18 protein-coding genes and 1 pseudogene are annotated in these 16,830 nt (G+C 65.7%); all 19 read left to right on the top strand.

Translation table 11 applies throughout. The features are described 5' to 3' along the window. Nucleotides 1–38: 38 nt before the first annotated feature. Nucleotides 39–1,502 carry a glutamate synthase subunit beta gene (locus H7U20_RS06645; protein ID WP_199518814.1) on the top strand — a complete coding sequence of 488 codons (1,464 nt, stop codon included), beginning with the start codon at nt 39–41 and terminating at the stop codon, nt 1,500–1,502. A gap of 294 nt (nt 1,503–1,796) precedes the next feature. Continuing rightward, the gene (locus H7U20_RS06640) at nt 1,797–2,600 is read left to right on the top strand and encodes an ABC transporter ATP-binding protein (protein ID WP_199518813.1); all 804 of its coding nucleotides are present in this window, start codon (nt 1,797–1,799) and stop codon (nt 2,598–2,600) included. Beyond that, entirely contained in the window at nt 2,597–3,379 is a 783-nt protein-coding gene (gene mlaE, locus H7U20_RS06635; RefSeq protein WP_199518812.1) for a lipid asymmetry maintenance ABC transporter permease subunit MlaE, read from the top strand. The genes H7U20_RS06640 and mlaE overlap by 4 nt, the downstream gene beginning before the upstream one ends. Before the next feature lie 80 nt (nt 3,380–3,459). Continuing rightward, a complete protein-coding gene (mlaD, locus tag H7U20_RS06630) occupies nt 3,460–3,930 on the top strand; it encodes an outer membrane lipid asymmetry maintenance protein MlaD (RefSeq protein WP_199518811.1) in 471 nt (156 codons plus the stop codon). Further along, nucleotides 3,927–4,763, top strand: a complete 837-nt coding sequence (locus H7U20_RS06625) for an MlaA family lipoprotein (RefSeq protein WP_199518810.1) — start codon at nt 3,927–3,929, stop codon at nt 4,761–4,763. Before mlaD ends, H7U20_RS06625 begins: the two co-directional genes overlap by 4 nt. Nucleotides 4,764–4,794: 31 nt before the next feature. After that, nucleotides 4,795–5,451 carry an MlaC/ttg2D family ABC transporter substrate-binding protein gene (locus H7U20_RS06620; RefSeq protein WP_199518809.1) on the top strand — a complete coding sequence of 219 codons (657 nt, stop codon included), beginning with the start codon at nt 4,795–4,797 and terminating at the stop codon, nt 5,449–5,451. A 27-nt stretch (nt 5,452–5,478) separates the two neighbouring features. Further along, nucleotides 5,479–5,895, top strand: a complete 417-nt coding sequence (locus H7U20_RS06615; protein ID WP_199518808.1) for an STAS domain-containing protein — start codon at nt 5,479–5,481, stop codon at nt 5,893–5,895. 179 nt (nt 5,896–6,074) lie between these two features. Then, nucleotides 6,075–6,989 (top strand): ABC transporter ATP-binding protein, encoded by a 915-nt coding sequence (locus tag H7U20_RS06610; RefSeq protein WP_199518807.1) that lies wholly within the window; start codon nt 6,075–6,077, stop codon nt 6,987–6,989. Then, a complete protein-coding gene (locus H7U20_RS06605) occupies nt 6,986–7,753 on the top strand; it encodes an ABC transporter permease (protein WP_199518806.1) in 768 nt (255 codons plus the stop codon). The genes H7U20_RS06610 and H7U20_RS06605 overlap by 4 nt, the downstream gene beginning before the upstream one ends. A gap of 96 nt (nt 7,754–7,849) precedes the next feature. Then, nucleotides 7,850–8,086 carry a BolA family protein gene (locus H7U20_RS06600; protein ID WP_199518805.1) on the top strand — a complete coding sequence of 79 codons (237 nt, stop codon included), beginning with the start codon at nt 7,850–7,852 and terminating at the stop codon, nt 8,084–8,086. A 7-nt stretch (nt 8,087–8,093) separates the two neighbouring features. Then, the gene (murA, locus tag H7U20_RS06595) at nt 8,094–9,344 is read left to right on the top strand and encodes a UDP-N-acetylglucosamine 1-carboxyvinyltransferase (protein WP_199518804.1); all 1,251 of its coding nucleotides are present in this window, start codon (nt 8,094–8,096) and stop codon (nt 9,342–9,344) included. A gap of 33 nt (nt 9,345–9,377) precedes the next feature. Continuing rightward, nucleotides 9,378–10,058 carry an ATP phosphoribosyltransferase gene (hisG, locus tag H7U20_RS06590; protein ID WP_199518803.1) on the top strand — a complete coding sequence of 227 codons (681 nt, stop codon included), beginning with the start codon at nt 9,378–9,380 and terminating at the stop codon, nt 10,056–10,058. 45 nt (nt 10,059–10,103) lie between these two features. Next, nucleotides 10,104–11,429, top strand: coding sequence for a histidinol dehydrogenase (gene hisD / locus H7U20_RS06585; protein WP_199518802.1), 1,326 nt, complete (start codon nt 10,104–10,106; stop codon nt 11,427–11,429). Nucleotides 11,430–11,439: 10 nt separating this feature from the next. Next, a pseudogene (locus H7U20_RS06580) lies at nt 11,440–12,249 on the top strand (DNA-methyltransferase); the annotation flags it as partial. 424 nt (nt 12,250–12,673) lie between these two features. Then, nucleotides 12,674–13,792, top strand: coding sequence for a histidinol-phosphate transaminase (gene hisC, locus H7U20_RS06575; protein WP_199518801.1), 1,119 nt, complete (start codon nt 12,674–12,676; stop codon nt 13,790–13,792). Then, nucleotides 13,789–14,379 carry an imidazoleglycerol-phosphate dehydratase HisB gene (hisB, locus tag H7U20_RS06570; RefSeq protein WP_099414335.1) on the top strand — a complete coding sequence of 197 codons (591 nt, stop codon included), beginning with the start codon at nt 13,789–13,791 and terminating at the stop codon, nt 14,377–14,379. Before hisC ends, hisB begins: the two co-directional genes overlap by 4 nt. A gap of 54 nt (nt 14,380–14,433) precedes the next feature. After that, complete coding sequence (gene hisH / locus H7U20_RS06565) at nt 14,434–15,072, top strand: imidazole glycerol phosphate synthase subunit HisH (RefSeq protein WP_199518800.1); 639 nt, start codon at nt 14,434–14,436, stop codon at nt 15,070–15,072. Nucleotides 15,073–15,146: 74 nt separating this feature from the next. Further along, a complete protein-coding gene (gene hisA, locus H7U20_RS06560; RefSeq protein WP_199518799.1) occupies nt 15,147–15,935 on the top strand; it encodes a 1-(5-phosphoribosyl)-5-[(5-phosphoribosylamino)methylideneamino]imidazole-4-carboxamide isomerase in 789 nt (262 codons plus the stop codon). Between the two features lie 124 nt (nt 15,936–16,059). Beyond that, nucleotides 16,060–16,821 (top strand): imidazole glycerol phosphate synthase subunit HisF, encoded by a 762-nt coding sequence (hisF, locus tag H7U20_RS06555; protein WP_199518798.1) that lies wholly within the window; start codon nt 16,060–16,062, stop codon nt 16,819–16,821. Nucleotides 16,822–16,830 lie beyond the last annotated feature (9 nt).

Genomic DNA, 16,830 nt, shown 5'->3' with positions numbered 1-16,830 from the left:
GCGGCCCGTCCCCGCAGAACATCTACAGAGGATTTATCGTGGGTAAAATCACCGGTTTCATGGAATTCAAACGGCAGGAAGAGGCGTATCTGCCGACCGCCGCGCGTCTCAAGAACTATCAGGAGTTCGTCATCACCTTGACCAACGAGCAGGCCAAGGTGCAGGGCGCGCGCTGCATGGACTGCGGCATCCCCTTCTGCAACACCGGCTGCCCGGTCAACAACATCATCCCCGACTGGAACGACCTGGTGTATCGCGGCAACTACCGCGAGGCCCTCGACACTTTGCACTCGACCAACAACTTCCCCGAGTTCACCGGCCGCATCTGCCCGGCGCCGTGCGAGTCAGCCTGCACCCTGGGCATCAACAACGACCCGGTCGGCATCAAGTCGATCGAGCACAAGATCATCGACGAGGGCTGGGCCCACGGCTGGGTGGTGCCGCAGCCGGCCGCCAAGCTGAGCGGTAAAACCGTCGCCGTGGTCGGCTCCGGCCCGGCCGGCCTGGCCGCCGCCCAGCAGCTGGCGCGCGCCGGCCACGCCGTCACCGTGTTCGAGAAGAGCGACCGGGTCGGCGGCCTGTTGCGCTACGGCATCCCCGACTTCAAGATGGAGAAGTCGCACATCGACCGCCGCGTCAAGCAGATGGAGGCCGAGGGCGTGGTGTTCCGCACCAGCGTGCTGGTCGGCAAGGACTTCCCCGCCAGCGTCAACAACTGGGCCAAGGAAACCATCTTCCCCGAGGACCTGGAGAAGGACTTCGACGCCGTCGTCATCGCCGGCGGCGCCGAGCAGCCGCGCGACCTGCCGGTGCCCGGCCGCGAACTCAAGGGCGTGCACTACGCCATGGACTTCCTGCCGTTGCAAAACAAGGTCAACGCCGGCGACAAGGTCAAGGACCAGCTCAAGGCCAGCGGCAAGCACGTCGTCGTCATCGGCGGCGGCGACACCGGTTCCGACTGCGTCGGCACCTCGAACCGCCACGGCGCCGCCTCGGTGACCCAGTTCGAGCTGATGCCCATGCCGCCCGAGCAAGAAAACAAGCCGCTGGTTTGGCCCTACTGGCCGACCAAGCTGCGCACCTCCTCCTCGCACGAGGAAGGCTGCGAGCGCGACTGGGCGGTCGCCACCAAGCGCCTGGAAGGCAAAAACGGCAAGGTTGAGAAGCTGATCGCCTGCCGCGTCGAGTGGAAGGACGGCAAGATGAGCGAGATGCCGAACTCGGAATTCGAGATGAAGGCCGACCTGGTGCTGCTGGCCATGGGCTTCGTCTCGCCGGTGCAACAGGTGCTGGACGCCTTCGGCGTGGAAAAAGATGCCCGCGGCAACGCCAAGGCCACCACCGACGGCGAGGGTTGCTACAAAACCTCGGCGGCCAAGGTGTTCGCCGCCGGCGACATGCGCCGTGGCCAGTCGCTGGTGGTCTGGGCCATCCGCGAGGGGCGCCAGTGCGCCCGCGCCGTCGACGAGTTCCTGATGGGCGCGTCCGAGCTGCCGCGCTGATCCGGCCGGGCGCCTTGCCCGAATCGAATCGCCTCGCCAAGCCGGCCGCGCCGGCGGCAGATTTTCCCAACCGGGAGCCCATGGGCCTAGCGCCCGTCGGCTGCCGGTTTTTTTTCGCCGGCGGCCGTGGTATGCTGCAACGCAACAAATTACATTCTTTATCAGGTGTAAATTGCTGACTTTGGGTTCATTAGTGTTGTAAAATCCTTCACTTCCCTCCCCCGAAAGCGGGGGCGCCTGCAGAGGTTTGCTTTTCTGCACTACAATACGGCATTCAAAAAAATGAGTTCGTTCGTGCCCAATCTTGTCGAAATCCGTGATTTGCACTTCTCCTATGGCAAGCGCCCCATCCTGACGGGCCTCCAGATGGATTTCCCGCGCGGCAAGGTCATCGCCGTCATGGGCGGTTCCGGCAGCGGCAAGACCACGGTGCTGCGCCTGATCGGCGGCCAGCTGCGGCCGAAAAAAGGCCAGGTCAAGGTGAACGGCCAGGTGGTCCACCAGCTCGGCACCGACGCCTTGTATCTGTTGCGCCGCAAAATGGGCATGTTGTTCCAGCATGGCGCCCTGTTCACCGACCTCAGCGTGTTCGAGAACGTCGCCTTCCCGCTGCGCGAGCACACCGACCTGCCGGAAGAGCTGATCCGCAACCTGGTGTTGATGAAATTGCACGCCGTCGGCCTGCGCAACGCCGCCAAGCTGAAGCCGGCCGAGATCTCCGGCGGCATGGCGCGCCGCGTCGCGCTGGCCCGTTCGATCGCGCTGGACCCCGAGCTGATCATGTACGACGAGCCCTTCGCCGGCCTCGACCCGATCTCGATGGGCGTCACCGCCAACCTGATCCGCAACCTCAACACCGCGCTCGGCTCGACCACCATCCTGGTCTCGCACGACGTCAAGGAGTGCTTCGCCATCGCCGACCACGTGTATTTCCTGTCGCAGGGCAAGATCGTCGCGCACGGCACGCCGGACGAGATGTGGGTTTCGACCGATCCCTACGTCAAACAGTTCGTCCACGCCGAGGCGGACGGTCCGGTGCCCTTCCACTATCCCGGCAAGTCGCTGGCCGACGACCTGGGCCTGGAGGCGCACGCATGATCGAGTCCTTCCTGGCCCGCCTGGGCGCCACCGTGCGCGACTACGTCGAGAGCATCGGCTACGGCAGCCGCGCCTTTTTCACCCTGCTCGGCGTCTCGCCCGGCTTGCTCAGGCGGCCGCGCCTGGTGATCGAACAGCTCCACTTCATCGGCAACTATTCCTTGTTGATCATCGGCCTGTCCGGCCTGTTCGTCGGCATGGTGCTCGGCCTGCAGGGCTATTACACGCTGGCCAAATACGGCTCCGAGCAGGCGCTCGGCCAGCTGGTCGCCCTCGGCCTGACGCGCGAACTGGGGCCGGTCATCACCGCCCTGCTGTTCGCCGGCCGCGCCGGCACCTCGCTGACCGCCGAAATCGGCCTGATGAAGTCGGGCGAGCAACTGTCGGCGATGGAAATGATGGCCGTCAATCCCATCCAGCGCGTGCTGGCGCCGCGTTTCTGGGCCGGCGTGATCGCCGTGCCGGTGCTGGCCTCGGTGTTCAGCGCGGTCGGCGTGTTCGGCGGCTACCTGGTCGGCGTGCAACTGATCGGCGTCGACGACGGCACCTTCTGGTCGCAGATGCAGGCCGGCGTCGACCTGTGGGACGACATCTTCAACGGTTTCATCAAGAGCGTGGTGTTCGGCGTCGCCATCACCTTCATCGCCCTCTACCAGGGGTATGAGTCGCAGCCGACGCCGGAAGACGTGGCCCGCGCCACCACCCGCACGGTGGTGATCTCTTCGCTGATGATCTGGTGGCTGGACTTTATGTTGACCGCCCTGATGTTTGGTAAATAAATCTGCAAAGAATCTATTTTGCTCCACACCGCACGGCGCGGAACGTGCCGCGGCAAGAAAAATAAACTAGGATATGTACTATGCAACGTAAATCATTGGATGTCTGGGTCGGTTTGTTCGTGGTCCTGGGTGTGGCCGCGCTGATGTTCCTGGCCTTGAAGGCGGGCAACATGAGCTCGATGTCCTTCGCCAAGACCTACAGCGTCACCGCCAAGTTCGACAATATCGGCGGCCTGCGTCCGCGCGCCCCGGTCAAGGGCTCGGGCGTGGTGGTGGGCCGGGTCGGCAAGATCGAGTTCGACGACAAGCATTACCAGGCCCTGGTCACGCTGAACCTGCAAGAAGGGTACAATTTCCCTAAAGACACCTCCGCCAAGATCCTCACCGCCGGCCTGCTCGGCGAGCAATACGTCGGCCTCGAGGCCGGCGGCGACACCGCCAACCTGGCTGAGGGCGACAAGATCGCCCGCACCCAGTCGGCCACCGTGCTGGAAGACTTGATCAACCAGTTCATCTACAGCAAGGCTGCTGAAGGTAAGGATAGCAAATGAGCAATTACTCCGTGTACCTCCCCTTCCTGCGCCGCGCCGCCATGGCCGCCGGCGTCGCCGTCCTGCTGAGCGCCTGCGCCGGCCCCAACCCGCGCGACCCCTACGAGGGCTTCAACCGCGCCATGTTCCAGTTCAACGACACGGTCGACCAGGTCGCGCTCAAGCCGGCCGCCACCGCCTACAAGGCGGTGTTGCCGACCTTCGTGCAGACCGGCATCAACAACTTCTTCGGCAACCTGTCGGATGTCTGGAGCGCCGCCAACAACCTGCTGCAGGGCAAGGGCGAGGCCGGCATGTCCGACGTCACCCGCGTCACGCTGAATTCGACCTTCGGCCTGCTCGGCCTGCTCGACATCGCCTCCGAGGCCGGTCTGCAGAAGCATAACGAGGACTTCGGCCAGACCCTGGGCCGCTGGGGCGTGCCGTCCGGCCCCTACCTGATGCTGCCGCTGCTGGGGCCGTCGACGGTGCGCGACACCGCCGCCCTGCCGCTCGACATCAGCGGCGACATCTGGCGCTACAAGGAACCCATCTACATCCGCAACATCGGCACCGTCACCCGCGTGGTCGACCAGCGCGCCAACCTGCTCGACGCCTCCACCCTGCTGGAAGACGCCGCGCTGGACCGCTACGAATTCATCCGCGACGGCTTCCTGCAGCGCCGCGAAAGCAAGATTTTCGACGGCGAAAGCAACCCGCGCAAGCGTCAGCCCAAGCAGGCCGAGCTCGATGGCGCGAATGAAAGTGGAGAAACTTCGGCCCCCGTGTCATCCGCGAAGGCAGCAAAAGAGTTAAACTCGCAAGCCCCGGCTGCGAGCAACGCCAGCCTGTGATCCGTAGTGAACCATTATAGGTAGAGACAATATGACTTTGATTAAAAAACTTATCGCATTGGCAACCGTGGCCCTGGCCTTCAACGCCGGCCACGCCGGCGCCGCGCCGACCCCGGCCGGCGAGGCGCCCGACGCCCTGGTCAAACGCATCAGCCAGGACGTGATCGAGACGGCCAAGGCCGACAAGGCGATCCAGGCCGGCGACCAGAAGCGCGTGATGGAACTGGTCGAGAGCAAGATCCTGCCCTACGTCGACTTCCAGCGCATGACCGCGCTGGCCTCCGGCCGCTTCTGGCGCGACGCCACGCCGGACCAGCAGAAACAGCTGTCGACCGAGTTCCGCACCCTGCTGATCTTCACCTACTCCGGCGCCCTGTCGCAGATCAAGAACGAAACGGTGGAGTTCAAGCCGCTGCGCGCCGATCCGACCGACACCGAAGTCGAGGTGCGCTCGCAGGTCAACGTCGCCCGTGGCGAGCCCATCCTGTTGAACTACCGCGTCGCCAAGTCGCCGACCAGCGGCTGGAAGATCTATGACATCAACGTGCTCGGCGCCTGGCTGGTCGAGACCTACAAGGGCACCTTCGCCTCCGAAATCAGCAAGGGCGGCATCGACGGCCTGATCAAGGCGCTGTCGGAGAAGAACAAGAAGCTGGCCAACAAGCCGCTCAAAGCCGCCGCCAAGTAAGCCATCCCCACTAGACCAGCCACGCCCATGTCCATCATCGCCGCCAACGACACCCTGCAATCGCTCTCCTCGCTGACCGTGGCCAACGCCACCGCCGCGCTGGAGCGCGGTCTGGCCGCCATCCGCGCCGGCCAGACCAGCTTCGACCTGCGCCACGTGCTGACGGTCGACTCGGTGGCGGTGTCGGTGATGTTGGCCTGGCGCAAGGCGGCGCAGGACGCCGGCATCGAGCTCGAACTCAAGCACCTGCCGCCGGCGCTGCAAAGCCTGACCAAGCTGTACGGCGTCTGCTCGCTGCTGTTCCCCACCTCGGAACAGCTCGAGCCGGGCGCCCCGCTGGCGGAGAACCCGGCCCACGCCGAGTTCGCCCCCGTGGTCGGCGCGCCCGAGCCGTCCAAACTCGGCCTGGCCAACGCGCCGGCCGATCTGCACCACCATCATTGATCGTTTCTCCCCCGCTACAGCCGTAGCAGCGAGCCGGACCCGTCCGGCTCTGACTCAGCAGATTTCCCCTATAATTGAACGTTGCCGCCGCCGAACAGTGCCGTGGCGCCAGCAATCTTCCGCCTTTTGAGCAGTTTCGCGGCGGCTTCCAGCCCGCCGCACCAACCGATAAGTCAAGCATGACAGCGATCCAAATTAGCAATGTCGAAAAGCGCTACAAGTCGCTGCAGGCACTGGGCGGCGTCTCCCTCAGCATCGAGGAGGGCGAATTCTTCGGCCTGCTCGGCCCCAACGGCGCCGGCAAGACCACCCTGATCTCCATCGTCGCCGGCCTGATCCGGCCCGACGGCGGCAAGGTCACCATCCACGGCCACGACGTCTCCGGCGACTTCCGCGCCGCCCGCAAGATGCTCGGCGTGGTGCCGCAGGAACTGGTGTTCGACCCCTTCTTCACGGTGCGCGAGACGCTGCGCCTGCAGTCGGGCTACTTCGGCCTGCCCAACAACGACGCCTGGATCGACGAGGTGATGCACAACCTCGACCTGACCAACAAGGCCGACACGAATATGCGCGCGCTGTCGGGCGGCATGAAGCGGCGCGTGCTGGTGGCCCAGGCGCTGGTGCACAAGCCGCCCGTCATCGTGCTCGACGAGCCGACCGCCGGCGTCGACGTCGAATTGCGCCAGACCCTGTGGAAGTTCATCTCGCGCCTCAACCGCGAGGGCCACACGGTGGTGCTGACCACCCACTACCTGGAGGAGGCGCAGGCGATGTGCAAGCGCGTCGCCATGCTCAAGTCGGGCAAGGTGGTGGCGCTCGACACCATGGCCGCGCTGATCCGCCGCATCTCCGGCTCGCAACTGGTGCTGCACATGAAGCAGGGCGTGCTGCCCGAGGCGCTGCGCCCGCTGCTGATCCACCCGGCCGAGGCCGACCAGCCGCACAAGTACAGCCTGCGCATCAACGACTACGCCGAGGTCGAGGGCATCCTGGCCGGCCTGCGCCAGGCCGGCGTGCTGATCGACGAGATGCAGTTGCAACAAGCCGATCTGGAAGACATCTTCCTGCAGATCATGGACAAGGGTAGCCTATGAACTTCATTTCCACCGGATTCCGCACGCTGGTCTACAAGGAAACATTGCGTTTCTGGAAGGTCGCCACCCAGACCGTCGCCGCGCCCATCCTCACCGCCATGCTCTACCTGCTGATCTTCGGCCACGTGCTCGAAGGCCGCGTGCAGGTCTACCGCGACGTGAGCTACACCGCCTTCCTGATCCCCGGCCTGGTGATGATGAGCGTGCTGCAGAACGCCTTCGCCAACGCCTCCTCGTCGCTGATCCAATCGAAGATCACCGGCAACCTGGTGTTCGTGCTGCTGACCCCGCTGTCGCACTGGGAGATCTTCTCCGCCTACGTGCTGGCCGCCATGGTGCGCGGCCTGGTGGTCGGCCTCGGCGTGTTCGTCGTCACCGCCTGGTTCGCCCATTTGAGCTTCGCCGAGCCGCTGTGGATCGCCGTCTTCGCCCTGCTCGGCGCCGCCATCCTCGGCACCATGGGCCTGATCGCCGGCATCTGGGCCGAGAAGTTCGACCAGCTGGCCGCCTTCCAGAACTTCCTGATCATGCCGCTGACCTTCCTCTCCGGCGTGTTCTACTCGATCCACTCGCTGCCGCCGTTCTGGCTGACGGTGTCGCACCTGAACCCCTTCTTCTACATGATCGACGGCTTCCGCCACGGCTTCTTCGGCCAGTCCGACGTCGACCCCTGGCTCAGCCTGGCCATCGTCGGCGGCTTCCTGGTGGTGTTGGCGCTGATGGCGATCCGTCTGCTGAGGAGCGGCTACCGCCTGCGCCATTGAGCGAAAAAATTTCTCCGCGCGGCCGTGCCGGCCGCGCCAAACCGCTATATCGTTGATACCTGAGCCGCCGAGCTCATTACGCCCCAAGGAATAATCGTGACCACCACCCCAGAACTGATCCATAGCTACCTCACCGCCGGCCTTGAATGCACCCACCTCGAAGTCGAGGGCGACGGCCAGCACTTCCAGGCCATCATCGTCTCGCCGGCCTTCGTCGGCAAGCGCCTGATCCAGCGCCACCAGCTGGTCTACGCCGCGCTGGGCGACCGCATGCGCGAGGAAATCCACGCGCTGTCGATGAAAACCCTGACCCCAGACGAATACCAAGGATAAGCCCAGCATGGACAAACTTCTCATTCAAGGCGGCAACCGCCTGGCCGGCGACATCACCATCTCCGGCGCCAAGAACGCCGCCCTGCCCATCCTGTGCGCCGGCCTGCTGACCTCCGGCAAGCTGGAACTGAGCAATGTGCCGCGCCTGCACGACGTCGCCACCATGCTCAAGCTGCTCGGCCAGACCGGCCTGACGGTGGCGCAGGACGACGAGTGCGTCACGCTGCAAGGCGACGCCATCGACAAGCTGGAGGCGCCCTACGAGCTGGTCAAGACCATGCGCGCGTCGATCCTGGTGTTGGGTCCGCTGCTGGCCCGCTTCGGCGAGGCCAAGGTGTCGCTGCCGGGCGGCTGCGCCATCGGTTCGCGCCCGGTCGACCAGCACATCAAGGGCCTGCAGGCGCTGGGCGCCGAGATCACCATCGAGGGCGGCTACATCTACGCCAAGTGCAAAAAGCTCAAGGGCGCCCGCATCGTCACCGACATGATCACCGTCACCGGCACCGAGAACCTGCTGATGGCGGCCACCCTGGCCGAGGGCGAGACCATCCTGGAGAACGCCGCGCGCGAGCCGGAAGTGACCGACCTGGCCCACCTGCTGGTGGCGATGGGCGCCAAGATCGAGGGCATCGGCACCGACCGCCTGGTGATCCAGGGCGTCGCCGAGCTGCACGGCGCCAAGCACGCCGTCATCTCCGACCGCATCGAGACCGCCACCTTCCTGTGCGCCGTGGCGGCCACCGGCGGCGACATCACGCTGCGCAACACCCGCACCGACATCCTCGACGCCGCCCTCGACAAGCTGCGCGAAGTCGGCCTGCGGATGGACATCGGACCGGACTGGATCCGCGCCCGCATGGACCAGCGGCCCAAGCCGGTGACCTTCCGCACCACCGAATACCCCGGCTTCCCGACCGACATGCAGGCCCAGTTCATGGCCGTCAACACCGTCGCCGACGGCGCCAGCCGCGTCACCGAGACCATCTTCGAGAACCGCTTCATGCACGTGCAGGAGATGAACCGCCTGGGCGCCGCCATCGAGACCGACGGCAACACCGCCTTCATCACCGGGGTCGACCACCTGATCGGCGCGCCCGTCATGGCCACCGACCTGCGCGCCTCGGCCTCGCTGGTGATCGCCGCCCTGGCCGCGCGCGGCGAGACCCTGGTCGACCGCATCTACCACCTCGACCGCGGCTACGACCGCATGGAAGTGAAGCTGTCGGCGGTCGGCGCCAACATCGTCCGCGTCAAGTAAGCGCGGCACCACAACGCTACATCGGAACCCATCATGACCGCATTTAATGGCCAGGCGCGCGACCAGTCGCAGCTGATCCTGGCGCTGTCGAAAGGCCGCATCTTCGAGGACACCCTGCCCCTGCTGGAGGAGGCCGGCATCATCGTGACCGAGAATCCGGAGACCTCGCGCAAGCTGATCCTCGCCACCAACGACCCCAACGTGCGCGTCATCATCGTCCGCGCCACCGACGTGCCGACCTATGTCCAGCACGGCGCCGCCGACTTCGGCGTGGCCGGCAAGGACGTGCTGCTCGAACACGGCGGCGAGGGCCTGTACCAGCCGATCGACCTGAACATCGCCGCCTGCCGCATGTCGGTGGCGGTGAAGAACGGCTTCGACTACGCCACCGCCGTGCGCCAGGGCGCGCGCCTGCGCGTCGCCACCAAGTTCGTCCAGACGGCGCGCGAGCACTTCGCCGCCAAGGGCGTGCACGTCGACCTGATCAAGCTGTACGGCTCGATGGAGCTGGCGCCGCTGGTCGGCCTGTCCGACGCCATCGTCGACGTCGTCAGCACCGGCAACACGCTGCGCGCCAACGACCTGGTCGAGGTCGAGGAGATCATGCAGATCTCCTCGCGCCTGATCGTCAACCAGGCCGCGCTCAAGCTCAAACGCGAGCGCCTGCAACCGATCCTGGCGGCGTTCGAACGCGCCTCCGCGATGAAAAAATAAGTTCGCCAGCCACACCGCCCACCGTCCCAGCCAGAAGAACCCATCATGCCGATTCAGATCACCAAGCTCGATTCAAGCCAAGCCGGATTCCAACCAGCCCTCAGCGCCCTGCTGGCGTTCGAGGCGAGCACCGACGAGGCGATCGAACGGTCTGTGGCGGCCATCCTGGCCGACGTCAAGGCGCGCGGCGACGCCGCCGTGCTGGAGTACACCAACCGCTTCGACCGCATCCCCAACGGCGGCGCCAGCAGCATGGCCGCCTTCGACATCGGCCAGGCCGAGTTGGAGGCGGCGTTGGCCGGCCTGCCCGAGGCGCAGCGCCTGGCGCTGCAAACGGCGGCCGAGCGCATCCGCCTGTTCCACGAACGGCAGAAGCAGGAGCTGTCCGGCTTCAGCTACACCGAGGCCGACGGCACCGTGCTGGGCCAGAAGATCACCCCGCTCGACCGGGTCGGCATCTACGTCCCCGGCGGCAAGGCGGCCTATCCCTCGTCGGTGCTGATGAACGCGGTGCCGGCCAAGGTGGCCGGCGTGGCCGAGATCATCATGGTGGTGCCGACGCCGGACGGCGTGAAGAACCAGATGGTGCTGGCCGCCGCCGCCATCGCCGGCGTGACGCGGGTGATCACCATCGGCGGCGCCCAGGCGGTCGGCGCGCTGGCCCACGGCACGGCCAGCATCGCCCCGGTCGACAAGATCGTCGGCCCCGGCAACGCCTATGTGGCGGCGGCCAAGCGCCGCGTCTTCGGCATCGTCGGCATCGACATGATCGCCGGCCCGTCGGAGATCCTCATCATCTGCGACGGCACCACCGATCCGGACTGGGTGGCGATGGACTTGTTCTCGCAGGCCGAGCACGACGAGCTGGCGCAGGCCATCCTGCTCTGTCCGGACGCCGACTACATCGCCCGCGTCGAGGCCAGCATCAACAAGCTGCTGCCGACCATGCCGCGGCAGGACACCATCCGCACCTCCCTGACCGATCGCGGCGCGCTGATCAAGGTGCGCGACATGGCCGAGGCCTGCGCCATCGCCAACAGCATCGCCGCCGAGCACCTGGAAATCTCGGCCGAGAACCCGCAGCAGTGGGCCGACCAGATCCGCCACGCCGGCGCGATGTTCCTCGGCCGCTTCTCGTCGGAGTCGCTGGGCGACTACTGCTGCGGCCCGAACCACGTGCTGCCGACCTCGCGCACCGCGCGCTTCTCGTCGCCGCTGGGCGTGTACGATTTCCAGAAGCGCTCGTCGGTGATCCACGTCAGCGAAGCGGGCGCGCAAACGCTGGGCAAGGTCGCCGCCGAGCTGGCCTACGGCGAAGGCTTGCAGGCGCACGCCCGCAGCGCCGAGCTGCGTTTGACCTCGAACCCATGATCGCGGCCGCATGAGCGATTGGCTCAACCAGGTGTTCTGCGAGGATGCGCTGACCGGACTGGCGCGCATCCCGGACGGTTCCGTCGATCTGATCCTGACCGATCCGCCCTACAACCTGGGCAAGGACTACGGCAACGCCTCCGACCAGCAGACGGTGGAGGACTACCTGCGCTGGACCGAGCGGTGGATTGAGGCCGCGCTGCCCAAGCTGAAACCCAACGGCAGCCTGTACATCTTCCTCACCTGGCGCTTTTCGCCGGAGATCTTCGTCATGCTGAAAAAGCGCATGACGATGATGAACGAGATCATCTGGGACCGCCGCGTGCCGTCGATGGGCGGCAGCGTGCGCAGCTATTCGTCGGTGCACGACACCATCGGCTTCTTCGTCGGCCGCAAGGACTACTATTTCGACCTCGACGCCGTGCGCATCGCCTACGACGCCGAGACCAAGAAGGCCCGCTCGCGCTCGATCTTCATCGGCGCCAAATGGCTCGAAGTCGGTTACAACCCGAAGGATTTGTGGAGCGTGTCGCGACTGCACCGCGAGCATCCCGAGCGGGCCGACCATCCGACCCAGAAGCCGCTGGAGATCATCGAGCGCATGCTCAAGGCCTCGTGCCCGCCGGACGGCGTGGTGCTCGACCTGTTCATGGGCAGCGGCACCACCGCCATCGCGGCGCGCCGCTGCGGCCGCAACTTCGTCGGCTTCGAACTGAACCCGGAATACTGCGCGATCATCCAGAGCCGCCTGGCCGAGACGGACGCCGGGGCGCTGGCCGAGCCGGCGCCGCTCAAGCAGCGCGCCGCCGTCAAGCGCGCCGCCAAGCCGGCCGTGAAGAAGGCCGCCGCGAAGAAGCCCGCCACGAAAAAGGTCGCGGTGAAAAAGGTCGCCGCGAAGAACGTCGACGTGAAGACGGTCGTCGCGAAGCCGGCCGCGAAGGTCGCGGCGAAGAGCGTCAAGGCGGCGTCCAAGCCACGCGCCAAGGCTGCAGCCAAGCTCGTGGCCGAGGCCGCGCCAACCGTGGCAATCGAGTCAGCCACCAAGCCGGCAAACAAAGCGGCGCGCAAGCCGGCAAACAAAGCGGCGCGCAAGCCGGCAAGCAAGACAGCAATCAAGGCAGCAAGCAAGGCAGCAATCAAGACCCCGGCCGATACGCCGGCCAAACGAAGTCGGCGCGCCGTCAAGACGGCCACGGCGGAAACCATCGCGTAGCGCAGTCCCCCAACCCAGGAGCACAAGTAAGATGTCATCCCTCGACAGCCTCATCAGCAACACCATTCGTTCCGACGTGCGCGCCATCAAGGGCTACCACGTGGCCGACGCGAGTGGCTTTGTCAAACTGGATGCGATGGAGAACCCTTACCACCTGCCTGCGCATCTGTTGCAGGAGTTGGGCCAGCGCCTGGCCGCCGTCAGCTTGAACCGCTACCCGGTGGCCTCCTACGCCACGCTGAAGCGGCGCGTTTGCGAGCAACTGGGTGTGCCGGACGGCTACGATGTCATCCTCGGCAACGGCTCCGACGAGCTGATCTCCATCCTCGACATGGCCTGCGCCCAGCAGGACCGCCGCGCCGTGGTGCTGGCGCCAACGCCGTCCTTCGTCATGTACCAGCGCTCGGCGCAGTTCGCCGGCATGGACTACGTCGGCGTCGCCTTGAAGGCCGACCTGTCGCTCGACCTGCCGGCCATGCTGGCCGCCATCGCCGAACACAAGCCGGCGCTGGTCTACCTGTCCTACCCGAACAACCCGAGCGGCAACCTGTTCGCCGAGTCCGACATCGTCGCCATCATCGCGGCGCTGGGCGATTCCGGCATCGCCGTCGTCGACGAGGCCTACGAGCCGTTCGCGCAGCAAAGCTTCATGGGCCGCCTGCCGGAGTTCGCCAACCTGGTGGTGATGCGCACCGTGTCCAAGCTCGGCCTGGCCGGCATCCGCCTCGGTTACATGTCGGCGGCGCCGGAATTGCTGGCGCAATTCGACAAAGTGCGGCCTCCTTACAACATCAACGTGTTGACCCAGGCGGCGGCCGAATTCGCCCTCGACCACCTCGATGTGCTCAACGAGCAGGCCAGCGCCTTGCGCGCCGCGCGCAGCGAACTGGCGCAGGCACTGGCCGCGCTGCCCGGTGTGACGGTGTTTCCGTCGGCGGCGAATTTTCTCTTGATTCGGGTGCCCGACGCCGATGATGCCTATGTGAAACTGCTCGCTGACAAGGTATTAATCAAAAATGTGAGTAAAATGCACAGTGTGCTGGCCAATTGTTTGCGCGTCACGGTCAGCACCCCCGAAGAGAATTCCGTATTCCTCGCTGCCATCACGGCATCGCTGGCAGCCCAAGACCACCGCAAGAGCCTTTCATGAACCGCACCGCAGAAATCACGCGCAACACCAACGAGACGCAAATCCGCGTCGCGATCAACCTCGACGGCACGGGCCAGCAAAAGCTGAACACCGGCGTGCCCTTCCTCGACCACATGCTGGACCAGATCGCCCGCCACGGCCTGATCGACCTCGACATCGAAGCCACCGGCGACACGCATATCGACAACCACCACACGGTGGAAGACGTCGGCATCACGCTGGGCATGGCGGTGGCCCAGGCCATCGGCGACAAGAAGGGCATCCGCCGCTACGGCCACGCCTACGTGCCGCTGGACGAGGCCTTGTCGCGCGTGGTGATCGACTTCTCCGGCCGGCCCGGCATCGAATATCACATCCCCTTCACCCGGGCGATGATCGGCGGCTTCGACGTCGACCTGACGCTGGAATTCTTCCGTGGTTTCGTCAACCACGCCCTGGTGAGCTTGCATATCGACAATTTGCGCGGCACCAACGCCCACCACCAGTGCGAGACGGTGTTCAAGGCCTTCGGCCGCGCCCTGCGCATGGCCAGCGAGCGCGACGAGCGCGCCGCCGGCACCATCCCGTCCACCAAGGGCAGTCTGTGATCTCCACGGCGCGGCGCCCGGGCGCCGTGCCGACCTTTTCGCTTGAATGGCAAAATGAATAAAATTGTTGTGGTTGACTATGGCATGGGCAATCTGCGTTCGGTGGCGCAAGCCCTGCGCGCCGTCGCGCCGGAGGCCGAGGTGCTCATTTCCGGAGAAGTGGCCGACATCGAGACGGCCGACCGCATCGTGCTGCCCGGCCAGGGCGCCATGCCGGACTGCATGCGCAGCCTGCGCGAATCCGGCGTGCTGGAGGCCCTGCTCAAAGCGGCCGACAGCAAGCCGCTGATGGGCGTGTGCATCGGCGAACAGATGTTGTTCGACGTCAGCGAGGAGGGCGACGCCGCCGGCCTGGGCCTGCTGCCGGGCAAGGTGGTGCGCTTCCAGCTCGCCGGCCAGCTGCAGGACGACGGCTCGCGCTTCAAGGTGCCGCAGATGGGCTGGAACCAAGTCAAGCAAACGGCGTCTCATCCGATGTGGCAGGATATCCCGGACGACAGCTATTTCTATTTCGTGCACAGCTTCTACGTGCAGCCGGAGCAGGCCGCCCACGTGGTCGGCCAAACTGTCTACGGCGCGCCGTTTTGCAGCGCCGTGGCGCGCGACAATATTTTCGCCGCCCAGTTCCACCCGGAGAAAAGCGCCAAGGCCGGCTTGCAGTTGTACAAGAATTTCGTCCATTGGAAGCCTTGATTTTTTGTCGTTGCCGCCGCATCGTTAAACCGCATCACCACGCCAACCCGAACTTTTAACCCATTACACCGACCATGCTGCTCATTCCTGCCATCGACCTCAAAGACGGTCACTGCGTTCGCCTCAAACAGGGCGATATGGAACTCGCCACCGTTTTCTCCGACAACCCGGCCGACATGGCCCTGCACTGGCTCAAGCAGGGCGCCCGCCGCCTGCATCTGGTCGACTTGAACGGCGCCTTCGCCGGCAAGCCGAAGAACGAGGCCGCCGTCAAGGCGATCCTGAAAGTGGTGCGCGAATTCGCCGAGGAGCACGGCATCGACGAGATCCCGGTGCAACTCGGTGGCGGCATCCGCGACCTCGACACCATCGAGCGCTATCTGGACGCCGGCATCAGCTACATCATCATCGGCACGGCCGCCGTCAAGGAGCCGGGCTTCCTGCACGACGCCTGCGGCGCCTTCCCCGGCCACATCATCGTCGGCCTCGACGCCAAGGACGGCAAGGTCGCCACCGACGGCTGGAGCAAGATGTCCGGCCACGAGGTGATCGACCTGGCGCGCAAGTTCGAGGCCTACGGCGTCGAATCGATCATCTACACCGACATCGGCCGCGACGGCATGATGGGCGGCGTCAACATCGAAGCCACCGTCAAGCTGGCCCAGGCCGTCAAGATCCCCGTCATCGCCTCCGGCGGCCTGCACAACCTGGCCGACGTCGAAGCGCTGTGCGCGGTGCAGGACGAGGGCATCGAGGGCGTCATCTGCGGCCGCTCGATCTACGAGGGCACGCTGGACCTGAACTCGGCCCAGTTGCGCGCCGACGAGCTCAGCGGCGACCTCGACGAGGAAGCCGCCGAGTAAGCGGCGGCCCAAGGGCCACCGCAGCACCCAGGCGCGGGCCGGCGCGCGGATCGCTGACGATCCGCCGCCGCCGCCGCGCTCCATCAAGGCGAACACAAGGCTTCACAGGCCGACAGGTACCATCATGCTTGCAAAACGAATCATCCCCTGCCTCGACGTGACCAACGGCCGCGTCGTCAAAGGCGTCAACTTCACCGAGCTGCGCGACGCCGGCGACCCGGTCGAGATCGCCCGCCGCTACGACGAGCAGGGCGCCGACGAGATCACCTTCCTCGACATCACCGCCACCAGCGACGAGCGCGACCTGATCCTGCACATCATCGAGGCGGTCGCCTCGCAGGTGTTCATTCCGCTGACGGTGGGCGGCGGCGTGCGCGCCGTCGAGGACGTGCGCCGCCTGCTCAACGCCGGCGCCGACAAGGTCAGCATGAACTCCTCTGCAGTGAGCAATCCGCAACTGGTGTTCGACGCCTCGCAGAAGCACGGCTCGCAATGCATCGTGGTGGCGATCGACGCCAAGCAGACCGCGCCGGGCCGCTGGGAGGTGTTCACCCACGGCGGCCGCAAGGCCACCGGCCTCGACGCCATCGAGTGGGCGAAGAAGATGGAGCAGCTGGGCGCCGGCGAGATCCTGCTGACCAGCATGGACCGCGACGGCACCAAGATCGGCTTCGACCTGGGCCTGACGCGCGGCGTCTCCGACGCGGTCGGCATCCCGGTGATCGCCTCGGGCGGCGTGGGCGGCCTGCAGGACCTGGCCGACGGCATCAAGCTGGGCCGCGCCGACGCGGTGCTGGCCGCCAGCATCTTCCACTACGGCCAGCACACGGTGCAGGAGGCCAAGCGCTTCATGGCGGCCCAGGGCATTCCGATGCGCCTGGACTGAGCAAGGACA

The organism is Rugamonas violacea (assembly GCF_016461825.1).
Taxonomy (GTDB): Bacteria; Pseudomonadota; Gammaproteobacteria; order Burkholderiales; family Burkholderiaceae_D; genus Rugamonas.
This window is presented reverse-complemented; position numbering and strand designations above follow the sequence as displayed.

What these genes read in the sequence shown, in the direction of transcription:
- mlaE (WP_199518812.1), top strand. Translation starts at nt 2,597, where the DNA reads ATGATCGAGTCCTTCCTGGCCCGCCTGGGCGCCACCGTGCGCGACTAC.
- mlaD (WP_199518811.1), top strand. Translation starts at nt 3,460, where the DNA reads ATGCAACGTAAATCATTGGATGTCTGGGTCGGTTTGTTCGTGGTCCTG.
- H7U20_RS06625 (WP_199518810.1), top strand. Translation starts at nt 3,927, where the DNA reads ATGAGCAATTACTCCGTGTACCTCCCCTTCCTGCGCCGCGCCGCCATG.
- H7U20_RS06620 (WP_199518809.1), top strand. Translation starts at nt 4,795, where the DNA reads ATGACTTTGATTAAAAAACTTATCGCATTGGCAACCGTGGCCCTGGCC.
- H7U20_RS06615 (WP_199518808.1), top strand. Translation starts at nt 5,479, where the DNA reads ATGTCCATCATCGCCGCCAACGACACCCTGCAATCGCTCTCCTCGCTG.
- H7U20_RS06610 (WP_199518807.1), top strand. Translation starts at nt 6,075, where the DNA reads ATGACAGCGATCCAAATTAGCAATGTCGAAAAGCGCTACAAGTCGCTG.
- H7U20_RS06605 (WP_199518806.1), top strand. Translation starts at nt 6,986, where the DNA reads ATGAACTTCATTTCCACCGGATTCCGCACGCTGGTCTACAAGGAAACA.
- murA (WP_199518804.1), top strand. Translation starts at nt 8,094, where the DNA reads ATGGACAAACTTCTCATTCAAGGCGGCAACCGCCTGGCCGGCGACATC.
- hisG (WP_199518803.1), top strand. Translation starts at nt 9,378, where the DNA reads ATGACCGCATTTAATGGCCAGGCGCGCGACCAGTCGCAGCTGATCCTG.
- hisD (WP_199518802.1), top strand. Translation starts at nt 10,104, where the DNA reads ATGCCGATTCAGATCACCAAGCTCGATTCAAGCCAAGCCGGATTCCAA.
- hisC (WP_199518801.1), top strand. Translation starts at nt 12,674, where the DNA reads ATGTCATCCCTCGACAGCCTCATCAGCAACACCATTCGTTCCGACGTG.
- hisB (WP_099414335.1), top strand. Translation starts at nt 13,789, where the DNA reads ATGAACCGCACCGCAGAAATCACGCGCAACACCAACGAGACGCAAATC.
- hisH (WP_199518800.1), top strand. Translation starts at nt 14,434, where the DNA reads ATGAATAAAATTGTTGTGGTTGACTATGGCATGGGCAATCTGCGTTCG.
- hisA (WP_199518799.1), top strand. Translation starts at nt 15,147, where the DNA reads ATGCTGCTCATTCCTGCCATCGACCTCAAAGACGGTCACTGCGTTCGC.
- hisF (WP_199518798.1), top strand. Translation starts at nt 16,060, where the DNA reads ATGCTTGCAAAACGAATCATCCCCTGCCTCGACGTGACCAACGGCCGC.